Below are 20,181 nucleotides of genomic sequence, written 5' to 3'. Positions count from 1 at the left end.
ATCAACCACCCGTTTTATGTGAAGGATCCTGCTGATCAAGCATGGCGGCCATTTCTTTTGGCGGCTGATAGCCAGGGATCAAAGTACCGTCTGCCAGCACCACAGCCGGCGTGCCGGTGACGCCAAACTGCACGCCCAGCTCAAAGTGTTTCGCTATATCGCTGGTTTTGCAGGTCGCTGATGTGATGTCATCACCACGCATTGCCGCATCAAAACTGGTTTTGCGGTTACCTGTACACCAGATCGACTGCATATCTTTCTCAGTTTTAGAATTCAGCCCCTGACGCGGAAACGCCAGATAACGCACCGTAATCCCGAGATCGTTATACTCTTGCATCTGCTGATGAAGTTTGTGGCAATAGCCGCAGGTGATGTCGGTAAACACCGTAATCACATGTTTTTCGTTTTTAGCTTTGTAGATGATCATCTCGTTTTGCAGCGCATCCAGCTTTTTAACCAGCGCTTTGTTGGTCACGTTGACCGGATGAGTGCCGCTGACGTCATACATCGGCCCCTGCAAAACATGCTTGCCATCTTCAGTGATATAAATCGTGCCGCTGTCGGTGGAAACGGCGCTCAGGCCTTTTACCGGCGTAGGCTGTACCTCGGCATTGCTCATACCCAGTTTGCCCAGTGTGGCTTTGATTGCTGCATCGTCAGCATGGACCGCGGAGCTCATACACGCAGTCAGGAATGTCAGCAGCAGTAAACCTTTTTTCATCATGTCGTCCTTTCTCTCCGGCGTGTTACGCGCGGGGATGATGTTGTTGATGTAGCTGTTTGAGTCGTTCAGTCGCTACATGGGTGTAAATTTGAGTGGTTGATAAGTCACTGTGACCTAACAACATTTGCACCACGCGCAGATCCGCACCGTGGTTTAGTAAGTGAGTGGCGAAAGCGTGGCGCAGAACGTGGGGTGACAAACGTTCCGCATCAATGCCCGCAAGGATCGCATAGTGTTTGATACGATGCCAGAACGTCTGACGCGTCATTTGCTGCGCGCGGTTACTCGGGAAGACGATATCCAGCGACTGACCGTTGAGCAGCCACGGTCTGCCGTGCTCGAAATAATTCTCGATCCAGTACACCGCTTCCTCGCCCATCGGCACCAGGCGTTCTTTATTCCCTTTACCGATAACCCGCACCACTCCCTGCCGCAGGCTCAGATCACTGAGCGTCAGCCCGACCAGTTCAGAAACACGCAACCCGGTGGCGTACAGCAGTTCGAGCATGGCTTTATCGCGCAATTCCAGGGGAACATCCACACTTGGCGAAGCCAGTAACGCATCGACCTGCGCTTCACTGAGATCTTTCGGCAGCCGCTGCGGTAATTTTGGCGAAGACAGCAAAGCTGTCGGGTCATCCTGACGTACAGATTCGCGGTTCATATACTGGAACAAACGGCGCATCGCGCTGAGCAACCGCGCCGAACTGGTGGCTTTGTAACCACCTTCAATACGTTCGGAAAGGAAAGACTGCAAATCTTCCGCACTGACATGCAGCAAATCGGTCTTATTGTAATGCAGCCAGCCCAGCAGAGATTTCAGATCCTGCCGGTAAGACGAGAGCGTATTTTCTGCGAGATTCCGCTCAATCCACAGCATATCCAGAAACTGTTCTGTCAGGCTCTGATCCGCCTGATTCACCGCTTGCAGAGCCTGCTCAGAGGTCACATCCTGAGTGTTCACATTATCTTGTTTTGGCATTCCGACTCCTGTTTCCTGAGCACATACTGCGCCAGCCATTATGCCTTTCATGCATCCAAATCTGCTACACTGCCTGCCATTCGTATTCTTATGACGTTATGGCAACAAGCATGAAAATTGGACTTTTCTACGGTTCCAGCACCTGTTACACCGAAATGGCTGCGGAAAAAATTCGCGACATTCTGGGCGAAGAACTGGTTGATTTGCACAACATTAAAGATGTTGATCCTGATGTGATGGAAGACTACAGCATCCTGATCCTCGGCATCCCGACATGGGATTTCGGCGAAATTCAGGAAGACTGGGAAGCCGTCTGGAATCAACTTCCTACGCTTAAATTACGCGGCAAAATTGTTGCCATGTACGGTATGGGCGACCAGCTCGGCTACGGCGAATGGTTCCTTGACGCGCTTGGGATGCTTTACCATCAGCTGGTGCCGCTGGGAGTTCGCTTTATCGGTTTCTGGCCGACTGAAGGCTTTGAATTTACCAGCCCGAAACCGCTAAGTGCCGATGGCAAACATTTCGTCGGACTGGCACTCGACGATGTGAATCAGTTTGATCTCACCGAAGAGCGCCTGCAACAGTGGTGCGAGCAAATCCTGCTGGAAATGGACGCCCTGCTGTAACGCCTCGCCTTCCGCAACAGGTACGCCGCAACTTCAGCCCGGTTTTGCCGGGCTTCGCGGATGAGTATTCAGCAGTATCTGGCGCAAATGCCGCCACTCTTCCTGACTCATGCTGTCCGAGGCAAGCCACAAACGCTGCCTTCTGCTGCGCATTGCCTGCGCCAGACCGCCTTTGAGTTTCTCCCGACGCAGTGAAAGCAACGCGCCGTGACTTATCATCCACACCGGGTGTTTAATCTGCCATTCATGACCTCGCCACAAAAGACGGTAATCATCAGTCAGAACAATTTCACCCGTACGTGCCGTGATACGCCGCTGACTACGAATGCATTCAAACAGCACCAGCAACAGCAGCGTCATCCAGAAAGGCCAGTAACCCGCAGGCCAGGGTGCCAGCAAAATCATCAGCATCACCCCACCGTAACATCCCAGTGAGAAAAGCTGACTGCGCCAGGACACCCTGAGATCACATCGCCACAGGGCCACGGGCTTTGTTTCGCGTCTGAATAAGGGCAACCATGCGTTGTAATTCGGTATCGTTTGGCTCGCCGTGATTCATCAGCCAGTTGAACAGATCTGGGTCATCGCAGGTCAGCAGGCGGACAAACACCTCTTTATCGGCCTCACTCAGCGAATCATATTCATGCTCGAAAAACGGCATGATAGAAATATCCAGCTCGCGCATACCACGGCGGCAGGCCCAGTGAACTCGGGAACGGTTATTAATATCCAGTTGATTTTTGCTTTCCATAACAAGGCTCTTTGTTGGGATACAGAACGTGAGTTTCTTTATGTCTGCGATGATTCTACCAGCGGCACGTCAAGCAACGTAACTTTTCAGTGCCCTGTTTTGTCAATCTACGTGATGTGCCGTAAAACCTGCTGTAAACCTGTCGGATGTTTTACATTCTCTGGAAGGCATCCCGTAAAAGGCACCAATAACTGTTTTCAAAGCGGGTGGGCTCTTTTACCATGAGGTATCAGTCACATTTCATTGACCGGGATTAGAAAATGGCTAACGAATTTCCCTTTCCACCGCAAAAACCTTCAGCGTCGTCTCATCTGCCGCTGACGTTGATCTCTCTGGAAGACTGGGCGCTGGTAACCATGACTGGCGCAGACACCATGAAGTACCTGCAAGGTCAGGTCACTGTGGATGTCGATGCGCTGGCAGCCGACAGCCACGTTCTTTGCGCGCATTGTGACGCGAAAGGAAAAATGTGGAGTAACCTTCGTCTGTTCAAACGTGGCGACGGTATGGCGTTTATTGAGCGTCGTAATTTGCGCGACACTCAGTTAACCGAAATGAAGAAATACGCGGTGTTCTCTAAAGTGACGTTCACGGCTGACGACGACGTCGTATTGCTCGGCGTGGCAGGTTTTCAGGCCAGCGCCGCGCTGACAGGTCTCTTTTCAACATTGCCAACGGCAGAGCAACAGGTCGTGCAACAGGATGAAACCACCCTGCTGCATTTCTCCCTGCCGGCAGAACGTTACCTGATTGTGACCAGCCCGGAAAAAGCCCGTCAGGTGGTCGAAGAATTAGGCGAGCAGGCGCAGCGTAACGACAGTCAGCAATGGCTGGCGCTGGATATCGAAGCCGGTTTCCCGGTGATTGATACACCAAACGCCGTTCAGTTTATTCCTCAGGCGACCAACATTCAGGCGCTCGAGGGCATCAGCTTTACCAAGGGCTGCTACGCCGGTCAGGAAATGGTGGCGCGAGCAAAATACCGTGGCGCCAATAAACGCGCGCTTTACTGGTTGTCCGGCAAGGCGAGCAAAGTGCCCGCTCCGGCAGATGACCTTGAATTGCAACTCGGGGAAAACTGGCGTCGTACCGGTACCGTTCTGGCGGCCGTTCAGCTCAGCGACGGCACGGTTTGGGTTCAGGCGGTGCTGAATAATGACCTTGAAGCCGACGCTAATCTGCGTGTGCGTGAAGATGCCACCAGTCAGCTGAGCATTCAGCCATTGCCGTATTCGCTGGAAGAAACGAAGTAACAGTAACTGACATCACCGCCTTCGATCCGTAAGGCGGTGATTATTCACTTAATCGTGAGGGTGTTTGCCTTTGGCATTGAGCAAATCAACATAAGCCTGATCGACCAGTTCCTGCCGCTCAATGCCTAACTTTTCCAGTAAATCCTCAGCAATCGCAATGCTCTGTTCCGGCGTTTCGCTCTCATCCAGCACCACTTCAAACTCAAGATAATCCCCAAGATGTTTGACCCGATCGAGATGCAAACGGGTCTGGCCGGTCATAAATAACGTCCGCTGTTTGATGACCCGCCCGGCAGCGCCGTAAGCCAGCGTCAGAGTTTCACGCAGACTGTCCGGATCCTGAGTTTCGGTCAGCTGGTAGAAACTGGTTTTCGGGCCTGCCTGATCCGGACGCTGATAGAAAATCAGTTCACCGCGATCAGGCGAAAAAGTGCGTAATTTAAGTCGTCCGTGCGGGCAGATAAAAAAGGTATCGTCCTGATCAATGATGTCCGGCAAGCCGTCGGCAAGCAGAGCAAGTTTTTCATACATCGCTGAAAAATCATCAATTCTGGCTTTAATTTCAATGTTTCTGGCCATCCGTTACTCCTTTAATGGTTCACGCTTTTTATCTGATTTAATCAATATCCCATGACCTTACAATGACATTCTGCGAAGCGGGCGCAAATTCTTTGTCACTCCTTCACGTATTTCCTGTCATTAGCAGATAAACTCCCCACATCGGGTGTTGCATGCACCTTTCACATCACGCCAGAAAAGGCCGGAGGCCAGAGTCCAGAATGATATGGATTATGCTTGCTGCAATTGTTGTGGTTTTTATTGTGGGTTATTGGTTTATGACGGCAGACACCCGTAAAGCGAACGCGTCTCTCGCCAGTCTGTTGAAAATTAAGCCGGTTTATATTGATTCAATGCTGCTGGAAATGGGCAAACGACAAAGTCAGATGTTTATCCGCTCAATAAGCGGTGGATACGCTGAAGAGATCCGCAAGGCTGCCTACGTTGTGTTTATTTATCAGACCTTTATTAAAGATGCCTCAGAAGAAAATATCATCCGCTGGCGTAATATTCTGGTGCGCGCGCATTTACCGCCACAGCTGAGCAGCGAACACGCCGAACTGGCGTTGTTTTATTTCGCTGAACTGGATATCGAACCTTTCGAACTGGCGCAGTTTCGCCGCGACTACAATCAGACGTATAACCAAATTCATCTGGTATAGACGCAAAAAAGCCGCTGATACAGCGGCTTTTTCTTATCAGATCGACCTGCCTGATTATCTGAATACATTATCCAGATAGCTCGCCAGAATCTGACGCGAACTGAAACCGTGGCAAATTCCATAATAGGTTTCGTTGTCGCTGGAAACATCCAGCGGGAAATTCTTGTACGCATCGCTGCTGCGAAAAGATGCCGTAGGTTCTGCAAATCGTTCACTGCGCTCTTTCAGCGCCGGGTGTATTACCAGGGCAGTCCGGCCAAACCGCGCTTCCCGGTTTACATACACATAATGCTCGCCCCGGCGATAACCGTAAGCTTTATCATCAATAAAATCGCGTTCAAAACCTGATGTTTCTAAAACGCGTGCCACTTCATCTGGCCGTAAATACATGGTTGCTCCTCGCTTCTTTAACCGCAAGGCGACCTTACCGCAATAACTCTGCCAGACAATGCGTTTATCCCAAATTTTGGCGTATTTAGGATTTATCTACACTCAGCATTCACACTGTAAAATGGTTATTCAGTCTGAGTCTGACGCCCGTTTTGCAGCCATATTTTGAGTGTCAGTAACCAGGCGACCACGACCATAAAAGCTGCCGCCAGATAAATAGAGGGCGTGCCCAGATGCGAAATAATCAGTCCGGCAACCGGTCCGGTGATCCCCAGGCCGAGATCTAAAAATGCAGAATATAAGCCCAGCGCCGTGCCCTGATTTTGCGGCGGCACCTGTTTTACCGCCTCCACGCCCAGCGCAGGGAAAATCAGCGAGAAGCCGGAACCGGTAAGGAACGCGCCAAACTGCACAGAAAGCGGATCGTGCCCCAGCCAGATCATCAGCAGCCCCGCTACTTCAAACACAAACGAAACCAGTGACACGCGCAGGCCGCCAAAGCGATTAATCATATTGCCGAAAATCAGACGCGCGCCAACAAATCCGAGGCTGAATAAAGTGAGCGTGAACGCCGCCCCGCTCCAGCCTTTATCGGCGTAATACAGCGTGATAAAGGTGGCGATAACGCCGAACCCGATCGTGCCGAAACCCAGCCCCAGTCCGTAAAGCCAGATGCGTCCGACCACCGCTTTAAAGGCAATACGTTTACCGGCGGTGACAGAAATCGCCGCTTTCATACAGGCAAGAATGGCGGCAAATGCAGCAGCGACAATAATCAGAACGGCTACGCCCATCAGCCCGTAAGCATGATTGAGCAATACCCCGAGCGGCGCTCCGACAGCCATCGCGCCATAGGTAGCCACACCGTTCCACGAGATCACCCGCGCCGTATGTTTCGCACCCACCGCGCCAATCCCCCACAAGGTGGTTCCGGTGCTGCCGAAGCTTTCGCCTACGCCTAAGAAAACGCGTGCCAGACAAAGTAATAGCAGGCTCGCCAGCGGATAAGCAGCAAACCAGAAGGCAATCGCGTAAAACACGCCACTCATCCCGCAGCAAATCAGACCAAAAATCACCACCCGTTTTGGCCCAAGCATATCCGCGTAACGCCCGGCATGCGGGCGGCTGATGAGCGTCGAAAAATACTGAACGCTGATCACCAGTCCGGCTAGCACCGAATTGTATCCCAGCGTGTTATGCACAAAGCCCGGCAAGACGGCGAGCGGTAAGCCGATGGTCAGATAGACAACGAAGGTAAACAGCATGAACGACAAAATGCGTTTATTGAGCAGAGCGTTAGAACGAAGCGTACTTAAAGACATGGGCGGACCCGAAAATGAGATCACTGAGAGTGGAATCAACAGTATAAACAGGTTTTAGCCTCGAAACGGGCTAAAAATGTTATTGGCTGTAACGCAGATTTTGTTTTGCAGAGAAATCTGAGACGTATCACGTCAGCCCGCGCCCCGCCTGACTTGCTGCCATAGGGTCATGGCCTGAAAAGCCCCATCATCACAGGTCTTTGTCCTTAAAGAACCATCTGGTACGACATTATGGTCTATGCTTAATCCAACAGTCACACAAGGAGAGACGGAATGTTTAAGAAAACAGATAAAGTAGAAAAAAATATCAATCAGGACGTAACCCTGCTGGCGGATACGCTGGATGAAGTACTTCAGTCTGCAGGCGATAAATCCAAGGATGAATTGGATAAACTCCGCAGCAAAGCACAGGGCGTTCTGCGTGATACGCGTGCACGTTTCAACACCGATAAAATTAGCCAGCAGGCACGTGATGCGGCGGCTACAGCCAATGATTATGTGAAAGATAATCCGTGGTATGGCGTCGGTGCCGGTGCGGCAATCGGTATTGTTATTGGTGTCCTGCTGGGACGTCGCTAACAAAAAAGGCAATTAGTGATGTTTCACTCCTGTGTCGGGAATATGCCTTAAAAAGCTGAAACATCCGCGTGGCTCCCTCATTGCCGCGCAATTGCTAAAAAGACGACGGAGCCTTCGGGCTCCGTTTTCTATTTCAGGAAACCAGAAATCACCCCCTCCAGCCGCTGCACCAGTTCGTCCGCCTGCTCCTGTGAACTGATATTAGGAAATCCCATCAGCAAACCGTTCGGGCGTAACGCTTCGCCACGCTCACGCCGCTCAACCTGCCAGTCGGAAAGCGCCTGCACCGCCAGCCCCTGTTCACGGGCATTTTTGGCGATCAGCGCGTCATCCAGACGGGTATTCAGGCTGGCGGATAACTGGATCCCGCCGACCTGCTGATTCACGCGTAACACTTCGGCCGGAAACTGCGCCGCCAGCGCCTGCTCGAGATAACCACGGCGTTCAGCATAAAGCTGGCGCATCCGTTTCAGATGCCGGTAGAAATGTCCCTGTTCGATGAACTCCGCGATACTGCTTTGCACCAACGGCGGCGTGCCGCAAATTCGCAGCGGGCAATACGCCTCGATTTTTTCCACCAGACTTTCCGGCACCACCACATAGCCGCAGCGAAGCGCCGGGAACATCACTTTGCTGAACGTTCCGGCGTAAATCACCCTCCCCTGCGTATCGAGACTTTTCAGCGAAGGCAAAGGCTGGCCGTGATAACGGAACTCGCTGTCGTAATCATCTTCAATAATCCATGCCTGTTGCTGTGCTGCCCAGTCCAGCAGCGCCATGCGCCGCCCTAAACTCATGGTCACACCGGTTGGGCTTTGGTGCGCGGGCGTAACAACGGCAAAACGTGCGTCTGGATACTGCTTCACCGCCTGCGGCACATTCATGCCCTCATCATCCACGTTCACCGGCATGGCAACCGCACCTGCCGCACGGAAAAATGCCTGTGTAACCGGATAACCGGGATTTTCCAGCCAGACGCCGTCGCCCGGTTGCAGCAGACTGCCGATGATCAAATCCAGTACCGGCGCATAACCGCCGCAGATAAATATCTGTTCCGGACGGCAGGTAAATCCGCGGGAAAGCTGCAGATAACGGGCAACCGCGTGGCGTAAAACGTCTGTACCCGCCAGCGGCGGATGGCCTAAATCATTCATGCCGGTGTGCCGGATTTGCCTAGAGACAATGCGCGACCAGATAGCACGCGGGAACGCATCCAGCGCCGGAAGTCCGAGCTGGAAAGGAAGGGAAGAAACAGAAGGCAACATCGGGTTGATGGGCTTACGCGCGGCGTCTTTTCTGACCGGCGCTGGCTCGGGGGAGGATAAACTTTCCGGCGCGCTGACCACTGTTCCGGCCTGTCCGCGGCTTTGCAAAAAGCCTTCCGCCATCAGCAGGCCATAGGCATTTTCCACCGTGGCGCGCGCCACGCCGAGTTCACTGGCCAGCGCCCGCACCGACGGCACACGGCTGCTGCGTTTAAGCTGTCCTGCCATGATCGCCTGTTTTACCCGCTGATAAATCTGGCGGTAAAGCGGTTCTTTGTGCCGGGGATCGAGCTGAAAGGAAAGACTGAAGCCGCGCATCATGACCTGTTTAAATATGTATTTTATGGCCCTGTAGTATAGACCATGCGAGGCGTAAAGTTACGGTCATTGAGACGCACGGTGCGTCACTGTTTACTCCAATATCTCCCAGAGGAAATCATCATGACTGCACTTCGCCTGCCTTACTATTCCCTGTCTTCTTCGGTGATGGAACCGATGAAAGCGGCGCTCAGCGCGCTGGAAAACGGTCCGCTGGATAACGTGATTATCGAACTGGCTTTCCTGCGTGTTTCGCAAATTAACGGCTGTGCATATTGTCTGGATATGCACTCTAAAGCGTTGCGCAAAATGGACGTCGCGCAGACCAAACTGGATCAGCTGGCGGGCTGGCAGGTCAGCCACGCGTATTCTGAGCGTGAACGCGCGGCGCTGGCCTGGGCTGAATCACTCACTCTGATTGCCGCTACCGGCGCACCGGATAACGCCTTTGAGCCACTTAAAGCACAATTCAGCGACGTGGAAATCTCAGAACTGACCTTCGCCATCGGTCTGATGAATGCGTTTAACCGCCTCGCGGTGGGTATGCGCCAGTAATCTGGCCGCTTAAAAATTAAACTAAAAAAAGTTTCCCCTCTCCAGCCCGCTGCCTGCGGGCTTTGCCGTTTTTGCAATAAGCAAATTTAGAAAATCTACATATTGTGTGGTTGAAAATTTAAATCACCACATCTAGTATTCAGTCCATCGGAACGCCACGATGGCACCGACTCTCGCGCCTTTCCCCCGGCTGAAACAGCCGCGCAGCGGGCAGGCAAAAATTGTCTCTGATTTCTTACTAGATGGAAATACGAATCATGAGCATTATTATTTACAGTAAACCAGACTGTGTCCAGTGCAACGCGACTTACCGTGCATTAGATAAACAAGGCATCGCCTACGAAGTTGTCGATTTGACTCAGGATGAGCAGGCTCTCGGGCAGGTTCGTGCGATGGGTTATCAGCAGGTTCCGGTGATTGTAGCCGGTGACGACCACTGGTCTGGTTTCCGTCCGGACAAAATCAGCGCCCTGCGCCAGCTTCAGAACGCGTTCTGAGGACCGGCGGATGAATCCGTTGGTCTATTTTTCCAGCAGTTCAGAAAACACCCATCGCTTCGTCGGCAGAACGGGATTGCCGGCGATCCGCATCCCGATAGATCGTCAGCCTGAAAAATTGCGTGTCGACACACCGTATATTTTGGTGGTGCCGAGCTACGGCGGCGGATCGGCCAAAGGCGCGGTGCCGACACAAGTGATCCGTTTTCTGAACGATGAACATAACCGTTCACTCATCCGCGGCGTTATCGCCGCCGGTAACACCAACTTCGGCGCAGCGTATTGCATTGCCGGTGAGATTATTTCCCAGAAGTGTCAGGTGCCTTACCTGTACCGCTTTGAATTGCTGGGAACGCCGGAAGACGTTGCAAAGGTCAGACAGGGAGTAACAGAATTTTGGCAGCGACAGAACTAGCAATTACCGACCCCGGCACCAGCAGCCCGGATTATCACGCGCTTAACGCGATGCTGAATCTGTTCGACGCTAACGGCCAGATCCAGTTTGATAAAGACCGCCTGGCCGCGCGCCAATACTTCCTGCAACACGTCAATCAAAACACGGTGTTTTTCCATAATCTGGCGGAGAAACTGCGTTATCTGGTGGAAGAAGGCTATTACGAAGCCGCCGTGCTGGATCAGTACGCGTTTGACGATATTAAAGCGTTATTCAAACAGGCTTACGCCAAAAAATTCCGCTTCCAGACCTTTTTGGGCGCATTCAAGTATTACACCAGCTACACGCTGAAAACCTTTGACGGCAAACGCTACCTGGAGCGTTATGAAGATCGCGTGTGTATGGTGGCGATGACACTGGCACGCGGCGATATTCAGCTCGCCCGCCATTTTGTTGATGAGATCATTTCCGGCCGCTTCCAGCCGGCAACGCCGACATTCCTCAACTGCGGCAAAAAACAGCGCGGCGAACTGGTGTCCTGTTTCCTGTTACGTATTGAAGACAACATGGAATCTATCGGTCGCTCGGTCAACTCGGCCTTACAGCTCTCCAAACGCGGCGGCGGCGTGGCCTTTATGCTGACCAACATCCGTGAAGTGGGCGCGCCGATCAAGCGCATCGAAAACCAGTCTTCCGGCGTTATTCCGATCATGAAGATGCTGGAAGATGCCTTCTCTTACGCCAATCAGCTCGGCGCGCGTCAGGGCGCGGGCGCGGTGTATCTGAACGCTCATCACCCGGATATTCTGCGTTTCCTCGATACTAAGCGCGAAAACGCCGACGAAAAAATCCGGATTAAAACGCTGTCGCTCGGTGTAGTCATTCCGGATATCACGTTCGAACTGGCGAAGAACAACGAAGATATGTACCTGTTCTCGCCGTATCACGTGGAGAAAGTGTATGGTGTGCCGATGTCTGAAATCAGCATCAGCGAGAAATACCGCGAGATGGTGAATGACAAACGCATTCACAAAAGCAAAATCAACGCCCGTGAATTCTTCCAGGTGCTGGCGGAGATTCAGTTTGAATCCGGCTATCCGTACATGATGTTTGAAGACACGGTGAACCGCGCCAATCCGATCAAAGGTCGCATCAATATGAGCAACCTGTGTTCGGAGATTTTGCAGGTGAATTCGCCGACGATCTACGGCGAAGACCTGTCTTATCAGGAAATTGGCAAAGACATTTCCTGTAATCTCGGCTCACTGAATATCGCCTCGGCGATGGATTCACCGGATTTCGGCAATACCGTGGAAATGGCGGTTCGCGCACTGACGGCAGTCTCTGACATGAGCCATATCCGTTCGGTGCCATCTATCGATCAGGGAAATCAGGATTCGCACGCCATCGGCCTCGGCCAGATGAACCTGCACGGTTATCTGTGCCGCGAGCGTATTTATTACGGCTCAGAAGAAGGTCTGGATTTCACCAATATCTATTTCTGCACCGTGGCTTTCCATGCGATCCGCGCCTCAAACCAGATCGCTATCGAGCGCCAGCAGTCGTTTAAAGGTTTCAGAGATTCCACCTACGCCAGCGGCGCGTATTTTGACAAATATGTCGATGACACACTGGCTGCGAAATGGCAGCCGAAAACCGACCGCGTGCGCGAACTGTTTTCTGAGGCCGGGATTGTTATTCCGACTACCGCAGACTGGGCGGCGCTGAAAGATTCCGTGATGCAGCACGGGCTGTATAACCAGAATTTACAGGCGGTGCCACCGACGGGTTCTATTTCTTACATCAATAACTCGACGTCGAGTATTCACCCGATTGTGTCCCGCGTAGAAATCCGCAAAGAGGGCAAGATTGGACGCGTGTATTATCCGGCGGCGTTTATGACCAATAACAATCTGGATTACTACCAGGATGCCTACGAAATCGGCCCGGAAAAAATCATTGATACCTACGCCGAAGCCACACAGCACGTCGATCAGGGGTTGTCACTGACGCTATTCTTCCGCGATACCGCCTCCACGCGCGACATCAATAAAGCGCAGATTTACGCCTGGCGCAAAGGCATCAAAACCATTTATTACATCCGTCTGCGCCAGATGGCGCTGGAAGGCACCGAAGTTCAGGGCTGCGTTTCCTGCACGCTGTAACCGATTGAAAGGACTTAAAAGATGAGCGCAGTAAAAACATTCACAGTAAAACAAAGGTTAGTACCGCAACCGGTCAGCAAAGCCATTAACTGGAACAAAATCCAGGATGATAAAGACCTCGAAGTGTGGAACCGCCTGACCTCGAATTTCTGGCTGCCGGAAAAGGTGCCATTGTCGAACGATATTCCGTCCTGGGCGACGCTCAGCGCGAAAGAGAAGCAACTGACGATCCGCGTGTTTACCGGCCTGACGCTGCTGGATACCGTGCAAAACGTGGTCGGCGCCCCCACATTGATGAAAGACGCGGTGACGCCACACGAAGAAGCGGTTTACTCGAATATCTGCTTTATGGAAGCGGTGCATGCGCGTTCTTACAGTTCGATTTTCTCGACACTGTGCGCCACCGTGGACGTGGATGAAGCCTACCGCTGGAGCGAGGAAAACGTCGCGCTGCAAAATAAAGCGGCGATCATTTTGTCGTATTACGACGGCGAAGATCCGCTGATGAAGAAAGTCGCCAGCGTGTTTCTCGAATCGTTCCTGTTCTACTCGGGCTTCTATCTGCCGATGTACTGGTCGAGCCGCGCCAAGCTCACTAACACCGCGGATCTGATCCGTCTGATCATCCGCGATGAAGCGGTTCACGGTTACTACATCGGCTATAAATTCCAGAAAGCACTGGCACTGGAAAGCGAAGAGCGTCAGCGTCAGATCAAGGAGCAGGCGTTTGATCTGATTCAGGATTTGTACGACAACGAGATCCGCTACACCGAAGAACTGTACGACGGCGTAGGCTGGAGCGAAGACGTGAAGAAATTCCTGCATTACAACGCCAACAAAGCGCTGATGAATCTCGGCTACGAAGCCCTGTTCCCGGCCAGCATGGCAGATGTGAATCCGGCGATCCTTTCCGCATTATCGCCAAACGCCGACGAAAACCACGACTTCTTCTCCGGATCCGGATCTTCATATGTGATCGGCAAAGCCGTTAATACCGAAGACGAGGACTGGGATTTCTGATGTTGCTGTAATTTCTTCAAGGGTTACAATAAAACAGTGTTTCAAAAATAACCCTACTTCCTCTAAAAAGAAGGAAACATCATGCCGTATCAGGCCTCCCCCTCCCGCTATGAAACCATGCAATTCCGCCACTGCGGTCAGAGCGGTTTAAAACTCCCTGCACTGTCCCTTGGCCTGTGGCACAGCTTCGGCCATGTCAGCCAGCTGGAATCCCAGCGCGCATTACTGCAAAAAGCCTTTGATTTAGGCATCACTCATTTTGATCTGGCGAATAACTACGGCCCGCCTCCGGGTTCAGCCGAAGAGAATTTTGGTCGTTTGCTGAAGCAGGATTTCGCCCCGTATCGCGATGAACTGATTATCTCAACCAAAGCCGGTTATGACATGTGGCCCGGCCCTTACGGGTCCGGCGGTTCACGCAAATATCTGCTGGCAAGCCTTGATCAAAGCCTGCAACGCATGGGACTGGATTACGTCGATATTTTCTATTCACACCGTGTGGATGAAGAAACGCCGATGGAAGAAACCGCAGCAGCGCTGGCGTATGCCGTGCAAAGCGGCAAAGCGTTGTATGTCGGGATTTCGTCTTATTCGCCGGAACGTACACAGAAAATGGCTGAACTGCTGCGCGAGCTGAAAGTCCCGCTGCTCATACATCAGCCTTCTTACAATCTGCTGAACCGCTGGGTCGATAAGAGCGGTTTGCTGGATACGCTGGAACAAAATGGCGCGGGTTGCATCGCCTTTACGCCGCTGGCGCAGGGCTTGCTGACCGGTAAATACCTCAACGGTATTCCGGACGGTTCGCGGATGCAGGTGGAAGGGAATAAAGTGCGCGGGCTGAATGCCAGGATGCTGTCTGAGGAAAACCTGAACAGCCTGCGGTTGCTCAATGAAATGGCGCAACAGCGCGGACAGACGATGGCGCAGATGGCGCTGAGCTGGCTGCTGAAAGACAACCGCGTGACGTCAGTGCTGATTGGTGCCAGCCGTCCTGAACAACTGGATGAAAACGTCAAGGCGCTGGACAATCTGCGTTTCACCGCAGAAGAACTGGCAGCGATTGATAAACATGTGGCGGATGGTGAATTGAATCTGTGGCAGGCGTCATCAGATAAGTAAATATTCAAAGTAAAACAGGCGGATATCCTGAAAAGGATCCGCCTTTTTTTCAGCTCATCAGCTCTAAACGTCGTGCTGTTTCGTAATGCTCGACCCAGTACTGATTATCCAGTGATGAAATCGTGACGCCTTCAATTTTCGAGGCATGAATAAACTGATGATCCCCGACATACACGCCGACATGACGATCCCCCGGCGACGTTTTGAAAAAAACTAAATCTCCCGGTTTCAGGCTATTTTTACTCACTTTTCTGCCGTTCCTGATTTGCTGAAACGTGGTTCTCGGCAGGCGTTTTTGCAGGGAATCCCGGAAGAGATGTTGCATCAGCGCCGAACAATCGATGCCTTTGTGTGTGGTTCCACCCCAGCGATAATGCGTCCCTTTCCAGCGCGGATATTCAGCCAGCAGCGCACTTTTAATATTTTCTGAATTGCCGGTGTTGACCGCAGTGATGGTGGATCCCTTTCCATCAAAAAGCTCGCTATGGAAAAATTTATAGGTATCCATAGACTCAAACTCTTCAGGCATATCAAAAGCAAAGGAATGGGTGCTGAATAAACCCGCTACAAGAAGCAGTAAGGCAGAAACAAGAGATTTAATACGGAACATGCGTGGATTCTTTCGTTAAAAAATAATGCTCTTCCTTACGTGGGAACCGGCTCTCGGGGCGGGTGACTCGTCTCTGAGTGCGCAAATAATAACCAGATAAAGTGAAATAATCTGGCTATTTTCTGTCCAGTTTTGGACTGGGGATTTTTTCTCAGTGAAACCAGCCCCTTCGGTGAAAGGGGCTGTTACGGGGATTATGAAAAGAACTTCGCCAGCACAAATAATCCGACAGAAACGTTGATTGCACCACCGATGCGGGTAGCGATTTGCGCGAAAGGCATCAGCGTCATACGGTTACCGGAAGTCAGAATAGCCACGTCGCCGGTGCCGCCCTGCCCGCTCTGGCAGCAGGAAACAATTGCCACATCAATCGGATGCATACCGATTTTCTTGCCGACATAAAAACCGGTGCCGACCAGCGCCAGCACGGTGGTCACGATCACGAGGAGGTTTTGCAGGGTAAAAGCGTTGATCAGTTCCTGCCACGGCGTGATCGCCACGCCCACCGCGAACAGCACCGGATAGGTCACTGCAGTGCGGAAGAATTTATACACCGTCATCGAGCCGTGCTGAATGGTCGGTGAAACGCCATTTGCCAGTTTTACCAGTACTGCCGCGAATAACATGCCGACCGGCGCGGGCAGGCCGATCCACTTCTGACCGAGCATCCCGACCATGTAAAGCAGGATCGCCAGCAGCGCGCCACAGGCCAGCGCATTCACGCCCGGATTTCCTTCGAATTTGTCAGTACCGCTGCCCAGCTCACCTTTTTTCGACGGCATCAGCTGCCCCTCACCGGTCAGATGCGGATAACGTTTCCCCAGCTGATTCAGCACGCCCGCCAGCACAATTGCCGTCAGACCGCCCAGCATCACGATCGGCAGAATACGCCCCAGCGCCACACCTTGTTCCATGTGCAAAATCGTCGCATAACCCATCGACAGCGGGATCGCACCTTCACCTACGCCACCGGCCATGATCGGCAGGATCAGGAAGAAGAAGGTTTGCATTGGCGGTAAACCTAACACCGTGCCCATCGCCATTCCGGCAATCATGCCCACCACTTCACCGCATAACATCGGCACAAAAATGCGCATAAAGCCCTGGATCAGCACCTGGCGGTTCATGCTCATGATACTGCCGACAATAATGCAGCAGATGTAGAGATACAGAATATTGGTGGATTTATAGAATTTGACCGTGGAATCCACCACGACGTCCGGCAGTAATCCGTAATGCACCATCGCCGAAGGAATAAAGGTGGCGCAAATTGCCGCCGCGCCGAGTTTGCCGACGACGGGTAAGCGTTTGCCGAATTCGCCACAGGCAAAACCGAAGAAGGCCAGCGTGGCAACCATCACCACAATGTCGCTGGGTAATTTGCCGTTCAGGCAGTCGAGCAGGATCAGCACACCGGCCAGCAGGAAAAAAGGCAGCGGGATAATGCCTATCTTGTAGTTATCTAGAATGTGCCACCATTTTTGCCTGGCCGAGAGGCCGGAGGTTTTCTTTTCTTTGACTGCGATGTAGGAATCGTCGGTTGTGCTCATGACATTGCCTCTTTCTTATAAATACTTTTCTTATTGATGTTCTGAGGATAAGAAAACAGCAGGTGAGCCGGATGTGAGTTTGTTCAAATTAAAACCGCAGGGATTAAGGTTGTTATGGTGTTTATGGAGTTAATGTTATTTGATTTATAAGGATTATCAGATTTGTAGTAAAAAGCCCTATTACCCTTGTAATCACTGAGTGAATTCATCACTATTTATATTGCCTGTTCACAACTCTGTCTTTGTCCGATTACTGCTCCTTCTGCCCCGTGGTACGCTTATTCAATGTGTGTCTTTACGTTAATCTTGCAGCAGGCCGTATGAAACTCCGCATGCCTTTTCAGGTAAAACTCTTTTTATCTCTGGTGGTATTTTCCTGCCTTTTGCTGGCACTGCTGGGTGCTATTTTATTTCATATCATCGATCGTCAGTTGCATCACGACCTCGGCCAGCGCGCACGGGTTCAGGCCAGTGAAATCGCGCTGATGCCGGGACTGGCGCAGAAGGTTAAGGCGCGGGATACCACCGGGATCGCACGACTTATCCAGCCTTTACGCGATAAAAGCGATGCCAGTTATATCGTCATCGGTGATAACCGAGAGCTGCATCTTTATCATTCACAATCCCCGGAGCGAATCGACCTGCCGATGATTGGCGGTGATAACGCGCAGGTGCTGGCGGGGAAAACCATTATTTCCGTCCGGCAAGGCGGTATAGGTGTTTCATTGCGAAGTAAAGCGCCGATCCTGGATGAGAATAATCGGGTCATTGGTATTGTCTCCGTCGGCTACCTCACTTCTTATATTGATAATATTAACGGCCATCGTCTGGCGCAGGCCGGTTTATACGGTTTGCTTCTTTTATTACTGCTGTTCATTTTTTCGTGGATGTTCACCCGCAACGTTAAAAAACAGATGTTCTGGCTTGAACCCAAAGATATCGCGCTGCTGGTTCGCCAGCAAAAAGCCTTGCTGGAAGCCATGTACGAAGGCGTATTCGCAGTTAATGCCCAAAAACAGCTGATTTCCATTAACCGCGCCGCACGCGAGTTACTTGATATCCATCAGCCTGAAAATGAACTGCTGGGTAAACCACTTAATGAGGTGCTGGAGACACCGCCCACCTTCTTCACGCAAAGCGGTATCAGTGAAAATAACAGCCAGCATGATCAGATTACGGTGCTGAATCAGAGACAGGTGATCGTCAACCGCGTCCCCATCGAGCTGGAACCGGGTAAAGAAAGCGGCTGGGTGTTCAGTTTCCGCGATAAAAACGACATAAATACGCTGAGCAGCCAGCTGAGTCAGGTGAAACGCTACGCGGACAATCTGCGCATCATGCGCCACGAACAGCTGAACTGGACCGCGACACTGGCGGGTTTGCTGCAAATGCAGCGTTACGACGATGCGATGCACTATATTCAGGCGCAGTCGGAAGGTGCGCAGGCGGTGCTGGATTTTGTCTCGGCGCGCTTCACTTCGCCTGCACTTTGCGGCCTGCTGCTGGGGAAATACGTCAGTGCGCGCGAAAAAGGCGTTGAACTCAGTTTCGATCCCGCCTGCCAGCTCACCCGCATTCCGGCGGCTATCACTGAAACCGAGCTGATGTCGGTGGTCGGTAATCTGCTGGATAACGCCGTGGATGCCACCCTCAAAGCGCTCACGCCTTCTGTGCCGGTCGAACTGTATATTTCAGACAGGAATCAGGAGCTGCTGATTGAAGTCGCCGATCAGGGCAGCGGCGTGGATGATGCCCTGAAACCGCGTCTGTTTGAACAGGGCGTGACAAGCAAGCCCTCAGGCGACCACGACACGACCGGCGCGGAACATGGTATCGGGCTTTATCTGGTGGCCGGATATGTCCGTCAGGCCGGTGGCAGCATCGAAATCTCAGACAACACGCCGCAAGGTACGATATTTTCAGTCTTTATCCCGTACCCGGCTGAGGCTTTAACAGGAACGAATCATGAATAACAGCAGCGCTCTCGATGTCGTGATTGTGGAAGACGAGCCGCATCTGGCCGGTCTGCACCGCGATTTTATCGAGCAAAATTTCAATCTGCGTGTCGTGGGCATCGCCGCCACGCTGGAACAGGCGCGCTCGTTGTTGCGCCTGCATGAGCCACGGCTGATTTTGCTCGATAACTATTTACCGGACGGCCAGGGTGTAGATTTAATCGACAGCCCGCTGCTGAAAAGTTTCGACTGTTCGGTGATTTTCATTACCGCTGCCAGCGATATGCAAACCTGTAGTCAGGCGATGCGGAGCGGCGCGTTCGATTACATTATCAAACCGGTGTCTTTCCACCGGCTGCAAAGTTCACTGGAACGTTTTATGCAACTGGTGCAAACGCTGCGTAGTGTGAAAGTCGTCGATCAGCGGGCTCTGGATAAGTTGTTCAATCTGCCCACCAGCGATACACCGGCAGCCCCTTCTGCCAAAGGTATCGAGCCCAATACGCTCGAACTGTTTCAGCGCGCATTTAACGCGAAACCGGACGTCAGCTGGTCGGTTGAAGAAGTCGTTGAGGAAGTCGGGATCAGCAAAACGACAGGCCGCCGATATCTGGAATATTGCGTGGAAATTGGCTTTATCGGCGTCGAGATGCAGTACGGAAATATCGGCCATCCCCGGCGCCTGTACCGGAAAATAGCCATCACAAAAAATTCTGAGGCCTGAGGCTGAATTTCCTCTTTTTTCTGTGACGAATTTCACGTTCATCGCCGGTGTCAGCACCGGCAAATTACGCCCTCTGCCCGCCGAATCCTGCCATTATATCAACTCAATTTCCTCTTTCAGACAACCGGTAAATTCACCGGTAATCACCCTCCCTGA

Annotated in this window: 22 protein-coding genes; 12 read left to right on the top strand and 10 right to left on the bottom strand. The window is 52.1% G+C overall.

The window, feature by feature from the left end:
- Position 1 precedes the first annotated feature (1 nt).
- Together dsbC and xerD are read right to left on the bottom strand one after the other, a co-directional pair.
- Complete coding sequence (gene dsbC / locus ACJY2G_RS14590; protein ID WP_120163738.1) at positions 2-721, bottom strand: bifunctional protein-disulfide isomerase/oxidoreductase DsbC; 720 nt, start codon at positions 719-721, stop codon at positions 2-4.
- 25 nt (positions 722-746) lie between these two features.
- A complete protein-coding gene (gene xerD / locus ACJY2G_RS14585; protein WP_430320459.1) occupies positions 747-1,706 on the bottom strand; it encodes a site-specific tyrosine recombinase XerD in 960 nt (319 codons plus the stop codon).
- Between the two features lie 110 nt (positions 1,707-1,816).
- On the opposite strand from xerD, the gene fldB reads away from it, so the two are divergent.
- The gene (gene fldB, locus ACJY2G_RS14580) at positions 1,817-2,335 is read left to right on the top strand and encodes a flavodoxin FldB (RefSeq protein WP_112291250.1); all 519 of its coding nucleotides are present in this window, start codon (positions 1,817-1,819) and stop codon (positions 2,333-2,335) included.
- Positions 2,336-2,368: 33 nt separating this feature from the next.
- On the opposite strand, the gene ACJY2G_RS14575 is transcribed toward fldB, so the two are convergent.
- Both ACJY2G_RS14575 and sdhE read right to left on the bottom strand, forming a co-directional pair.
- Positions 2,369-2,821, bottom strand: a complete 453-nt coding sequence (locus ACJY2G_RS14575) for a protein YgfX (RefSeq protein ID WP_439291877.1) — start codon at positions 2,819-2,821, stop codon at positions 2,369-2,371.
- Positions 2,802-3,068: an FAD assembly factor SdhE gene (sdhE, locus tag ACJY2G_RS14570; protein ID WP_112291258.1), complete on the bottom strand. Its 267-nt coding sequence runs from the start codon at positions 3,066-3,068 to the stop codon at positions 2,802-2,804. The genes ACJY2G_RS14575 and sdhE overlap by 20 nt, the downstream gene beginning before the upstream one ends.
- A 278-nt stretch (positions 3,069-3,346) precedes the next feature.
- On the opposite strand from sdhE, the gene ygfZ reads away from it, so the two are divergent.
- Positions 3,347-4,339, top strand: coding sequence for a tRNA-modifying protein YgfZ (gene ygfZ, locus ACJY2G_RS14565; protein WP_112291253.1), 993 nt, complete (start codon positions 3,347-3,349; stop codon positions 4,337-4,339).
- A gap of 48 nt (positions 4,340-4,387) precedes the next feature.
- On the opposite strand, the gene ACJY2G_RS14560 is transcribed toward ygfZ, so the two are convergent.
- Positions 4,388-4,918 carry a class IV adenylate cyclase gene (locus ACJY2G_RS14560; RefSeq protein WP_430320457.1) on the bottom strand — a complete coding sequence of 177 codons (531 nt, stop codon included), beginning with the start codon at positions 4,916-4,918 and terminating at the stop codon, positions 4,388-4,390.
- A 200-nt stretch (positions 4,919-5,118) separates the two neighbouring features.
- Here ACJY2G_RS14560 and ACJY2G_RS14555 point away from each other — a divergent pair, with 200 nt between their 5' ends.
- Complete coding sequence (locus tag ACJY2G_RS14555) at positions 5,119-5,559, top strand: DUF1198 domain-containing protein (RefSeq protein WP_112291257.1); 441 nt, start codon at positions 5,119-5,121, stop codon at positions 5,557-5,559.
- Between the two features lie 54 nt (positions 5,560-5,613).
- On the opposite strand, the gene ACJY2G_RS14550 is transcribed toward ACJY2G_RS14555, so the two are convergent.
- Positions 5,614-5,949 carry a DUF2002 family protein gene (locus ACJY2G_RS14550; protein WP_112289777.1) on the bottom strand — a complete coding sequence of 112 codons (336 nt, stop codon included), beginning with the start codon at positions 5,947-5,949 and terminating at the stop codon, positions 5,614-5,616.
- Between the two features lie 125 nt (positions 5,950-6,074).
- Positions 6,075-7,271 carry an MFS transporter gene (locus ACJY2G_RS14545; protein WP_426785442.1) on the bottom strand — a complete coding sequence of 399 codons (1,197 nt, stop codon included), beginning with the start codon at positions 7,269-7,271 and terminating at the stop codon, positions 6,075-6,077.
- Between the two features lie 273 nt (positions 7,272-7,544).
- Here ACJY2G_RS14545 and ACJY2G_RS14540 point away from each other — a divergent pair, with 273 nt between their 5' ends.
- The gene (locus tag ACJY2G_RS14540; protein WP_112289780.1) at positions 7,545-7,850 is read left to right on the top strand and encodes a DUF883 family protein; all 306 of its coding nucleotides are present in this window, start codon (positions 7,545-7,547) and stop codon (positions 7,848-7,850) included.
- Between the two features lie 128 nt (positions 7,851-7,978).
- On the opposite strand, the gene ACJY2G_RS14535 is transcribed toward ACJY2G_RS14540, so the two are convergent.
- Positions 7,979-9,433: a PLP-dependent aminotransferase family protein gene (locus ACJY2G_RS14535; RefSeq protein WP_430320505.1), complete on the bottom strand. Its 1,455-nt coding sequence runs from the start codon at positions 9,431-9,433 to the stop codon at positions 7,979-7,981.
- Positions 9,434-9,556: 123 nt separating this feature from the next.
- On the opposite strand from ACJY2G_RS14535, the gene ACJY2G_RS14530 reads away from it, so the two are divergent.
- From ACJY2G_RS14530 to mgrA, 6 genes are all read left to right on the top strand, one after another.
- Entirely contained in the window at positions 9,557-9,988 is a 432-nt protein-coding gene (locus tag ACJY2G_RS14530; RefSeq protein ID WP_120163722.1) for a carboxymuconolactone decarboxylase family protein, read from the top strand.
- 257 nt (positions 9,989-10,245) lie between these two features.
- Entirely contained in the window at positions 10,246-10,485 is a 240-nt protein-coding gene (nrdH, locus tag ACJY2G_RS14525) for a glutaredoxin-like protein NrdH (RefSeq protein ID WP_013574097.1), read from the top strand.
- A gap of 10 nt (positions 10,486-10,495) precedes the next feature.
- Entirely contained in the window at positions 10,496-10,900 is a 405-nt protein-coding gene (nrdI, locus tag ACJY2G_RS14520; RefSeq protein WP_120163721.1) for a class Ib ribonucleoside-diphosphate reductase assembly flavoprotein NrdI, read from the top strand.
- Positions 10,882-13,044, top strand: a complete 2,163-nt coding sequence (gene nrdE, locus ACJY2G_RS14515; RefSeq protein WP_430320456.1) for a class 1b ribonucleoside-diphosphate reductase subunit alpha — start codon at positions 10,882-10,884, stop codon at positions 13,042-13,044. The genes nrdI and nrdE overlap by 19 nt, the downstream gene beginning before the upstream one ends.
- Before the next feature lie 21 nt (positions 13,045-13,065).
- Positions 13,066-14,064, top strand: coding sequence for a class 1b ribonucleoside-diphosphate reductase subunit beta (gene nrdF, locus ACJY2G_RS14510; protein ID WP_430320455.1), 999 nt, complete (start codon positions 13,066-13,068; stop codon positions 14,062-14,064).
- An 81-nt stretch (positions 14,065-14,145) separates the two neighbouring features.
- Positions 14,146-15,186, top strand: a complete 1,041-nt coding sequence (gene mgrA / locus ACJY2G_RS14505; protein ID WP_430320454.1) for an L-glyceraldehyde 3-phosphate reductase — start codon at positions 14,146-14,148, stop codon at positions 15,184-15,186.
- Positions 15,187-15,235: 49 nt separating this feature from the next.
- Here mgrA and ACJY2G_RS14500 read toward each other — a convergent pair whose 3' ends face one another.
- Together ACJY2G_RS14500 and ACJY2G_RS14495 are read right to left on the bottom strand one after the other, a co-directional pair.
- On the bottom strand, positions 15,236-15,796 hold the full coding sequence (locus ACJY2G_RS14500; RefSeq protein WP_120163717.1) for an NlpC/P60 family protein: 561 nt from the start codon (positions 15,794-15,796) through the stop codon (positions 15,236-15,238).
- 194 nt (positions 15,797-15,990) lie between these two features.
- A complete protein-coding gene (locus ACJY2G_RS14495; protein ID WP_113877537.1) occupies positions 15,991-17,346 on the bottom strand; it encodes a 2-hydroxycarboxylate transporter family protein in 1,356 nt (451 codons plus the stop codon).
- A 320-nt stretch (positions 17,347-17,666) separates the two neighbouring features.
- Here ACJY2G_RS14495 and ACJY2G_RS14490 point away from each other — a divergent pair, with 320 nt between their 5' ends.
- Together ACJY2G_RS14490 and ACJY2G_RS14485 are read left to right on the top strand one after the other, a co-directional pair.
- Positions 17,667-19,319: an ATP-binding protein gene (locus ACJY2G_RS14490; protein ID WP_430320453.1), complete on the top strand. Its 1,653-nt coding sequence runs from the start codon at positions 17,667-17,669 to the stop codon at positions 19,317-19,319.
- A complete protein-coding gene (locus ACJY2G_RS14485) occupies positions 19,312-20,025 on the top strand; it encodes a response regulator (protein ID WP_430320452.1) in 714 nt (237 codons plus the stop codon). Before ACJY2G_RS14490 ends, ACJY2G_RS14485 begins: the two co-directional genes overlap by 8 nt.
- Positions 20,026-20,181 lie beyond the last annotated feature (156 nt).

Origin of the sequence: Rahnella sp. ATs2, from assembly GCF_051851855.1 — a bacterium.
In the GTDB taxonomy this organism is placed as follows: domain Bacteria; phylum Pseudomonadota; class Gammaproteobacteria; order Enterobacterales; family Enterobacteriaceae; genus Rahnella; species Rahnella variigena.
The sequence above is the reverse complement of the archived record's forward strand: the minus strand, read 5'-3'. Positions and strand labels throughout refer to the sequence as shown.

Coding starts and splice junctions, on each gene's coding strand:
- xerD (WP_430320459.1), bottom strand. CDS start 1,706: ATGCCAAAACAAGATAATGTGAACACTCAGGATGTGACCTCTGAGCAG.
- fldB (WP_112291250.1), top strand. CDS start 1,817: ATGAAAATTGGACTTTTCTACGGTTCCAGCACCTGTTACACCGAAATG.
- mgrA (WP_430320454.1), top strand. CDS start 14,146: ATGCCGTATCAGGCCTCCCCCTCCCGCTATGAAACCATGCAATTCCGC.
- ACJY2G_RS14490 (WP_430320453.1), top strand. CDS start 17,667: ATGAAACTCCGCATGCCTTTTCAGGTAAAACTCTTTTTATCTCTGGTG.
- ACJY2G_RS14500 (WP_120163717.1), bottom strand. CDS start 15,796: ATGTTCCGTATTAAATCTCTTGTTTCTGCCTTACTGCTTCTTGTAGCG.
- ACJY2G_RS14485 (WP_430320452.1), top strand. CDS start 19,312: ATGAATAACAGCAGCGCTCTCGATGTCGTGATTGTGGAAGACGAGCCG.
- ACJY2G_RS14495 (WP_113877537.1), bottom strand. CDS start 17,346: ATGAGCACAACCGACGATTCCTACATCGCAGTCAAAGAAAAGAAAACC.
- dsbC (WP_120163738.1), bottom strand. CDS start 721: ATGAAAAAAGGTTTACTGCTGCTGACATTCCTGACTGCGTGTATGAGC.
- nrdF (WP_430320455.1), top strand. CDS start 13,066: ATGAGCGCAGTAAAAACATTCACAGTAAAACAAAGGTTAGTACCGCAA.
- nrdI (WP_120163721.1), top strand. CDS start 10,496: ATGAATCCGTTGGTCTATTTTTCCAGCAGTTCAGAAAACACCCATCGC.
- ACJY2G_RS14535 (WP_430320505.1), bottom strand. CDS start 9,433: ATGCGCGGCTTCAGTCTTTCCTTTCAGCTCGATCCCCGGCACAAAGAA.
- nrdH (WP_013574097.1), top strand. CDS start 10,246: ATGAGCATTATTATTTACAGTAAACCAGACTGTGTCCAGTGCAACGCG.
- ACJY2G_RS14550 (WP_112289777.1), bottom strand. CDS start 5,949: ATGTATTTACGGCCAGATGAAGTGGCACGCGTTTTAGAAACATCAGGT.
- ACJY2G_RS14530 (WP_120163722.1), top strand. CDS start 9,557: ATGACTGCACTTCGCCTGCCTTACTATTCCCTGTCTTCTTCGGTGATG.
- ACJY2G_RS14555 (WP_112291257.1), top strand. CDS start 5,119: ATGATATGGATTATGCTTGCTGCAATTGTTGTGGTTTTTATTGTGGGT.
- ACJY2G_RS14540 (WP_112289780.1), top strand. CDS start 7,545: ATGTTTAAGAAAACAGATAAAGTAGAAAAAAATATCAATCAGGACGTA.
- ACJY2G_RS14560 (WP_430320457.1), bottom strand. CDS start 4,918: ATGGCCAGAAACATTGAAATTAAAGCCAGAATTGATGATTTTTCAGCG.
- ACJY2G_RS14545 (WP_426785442.1), bottom strand. CDS start 7,271: ATGTCTTTAAGTACGCTTCGTTCTAACGCTCTGCTCAATAAACGCATT.
- ygfZ (WP_112291253.1), top strand. CDS start 3,347: ATGGCTAACGAATTTCCCTTTCCACCGCAAAAACCTTCAGCGTCGTCT.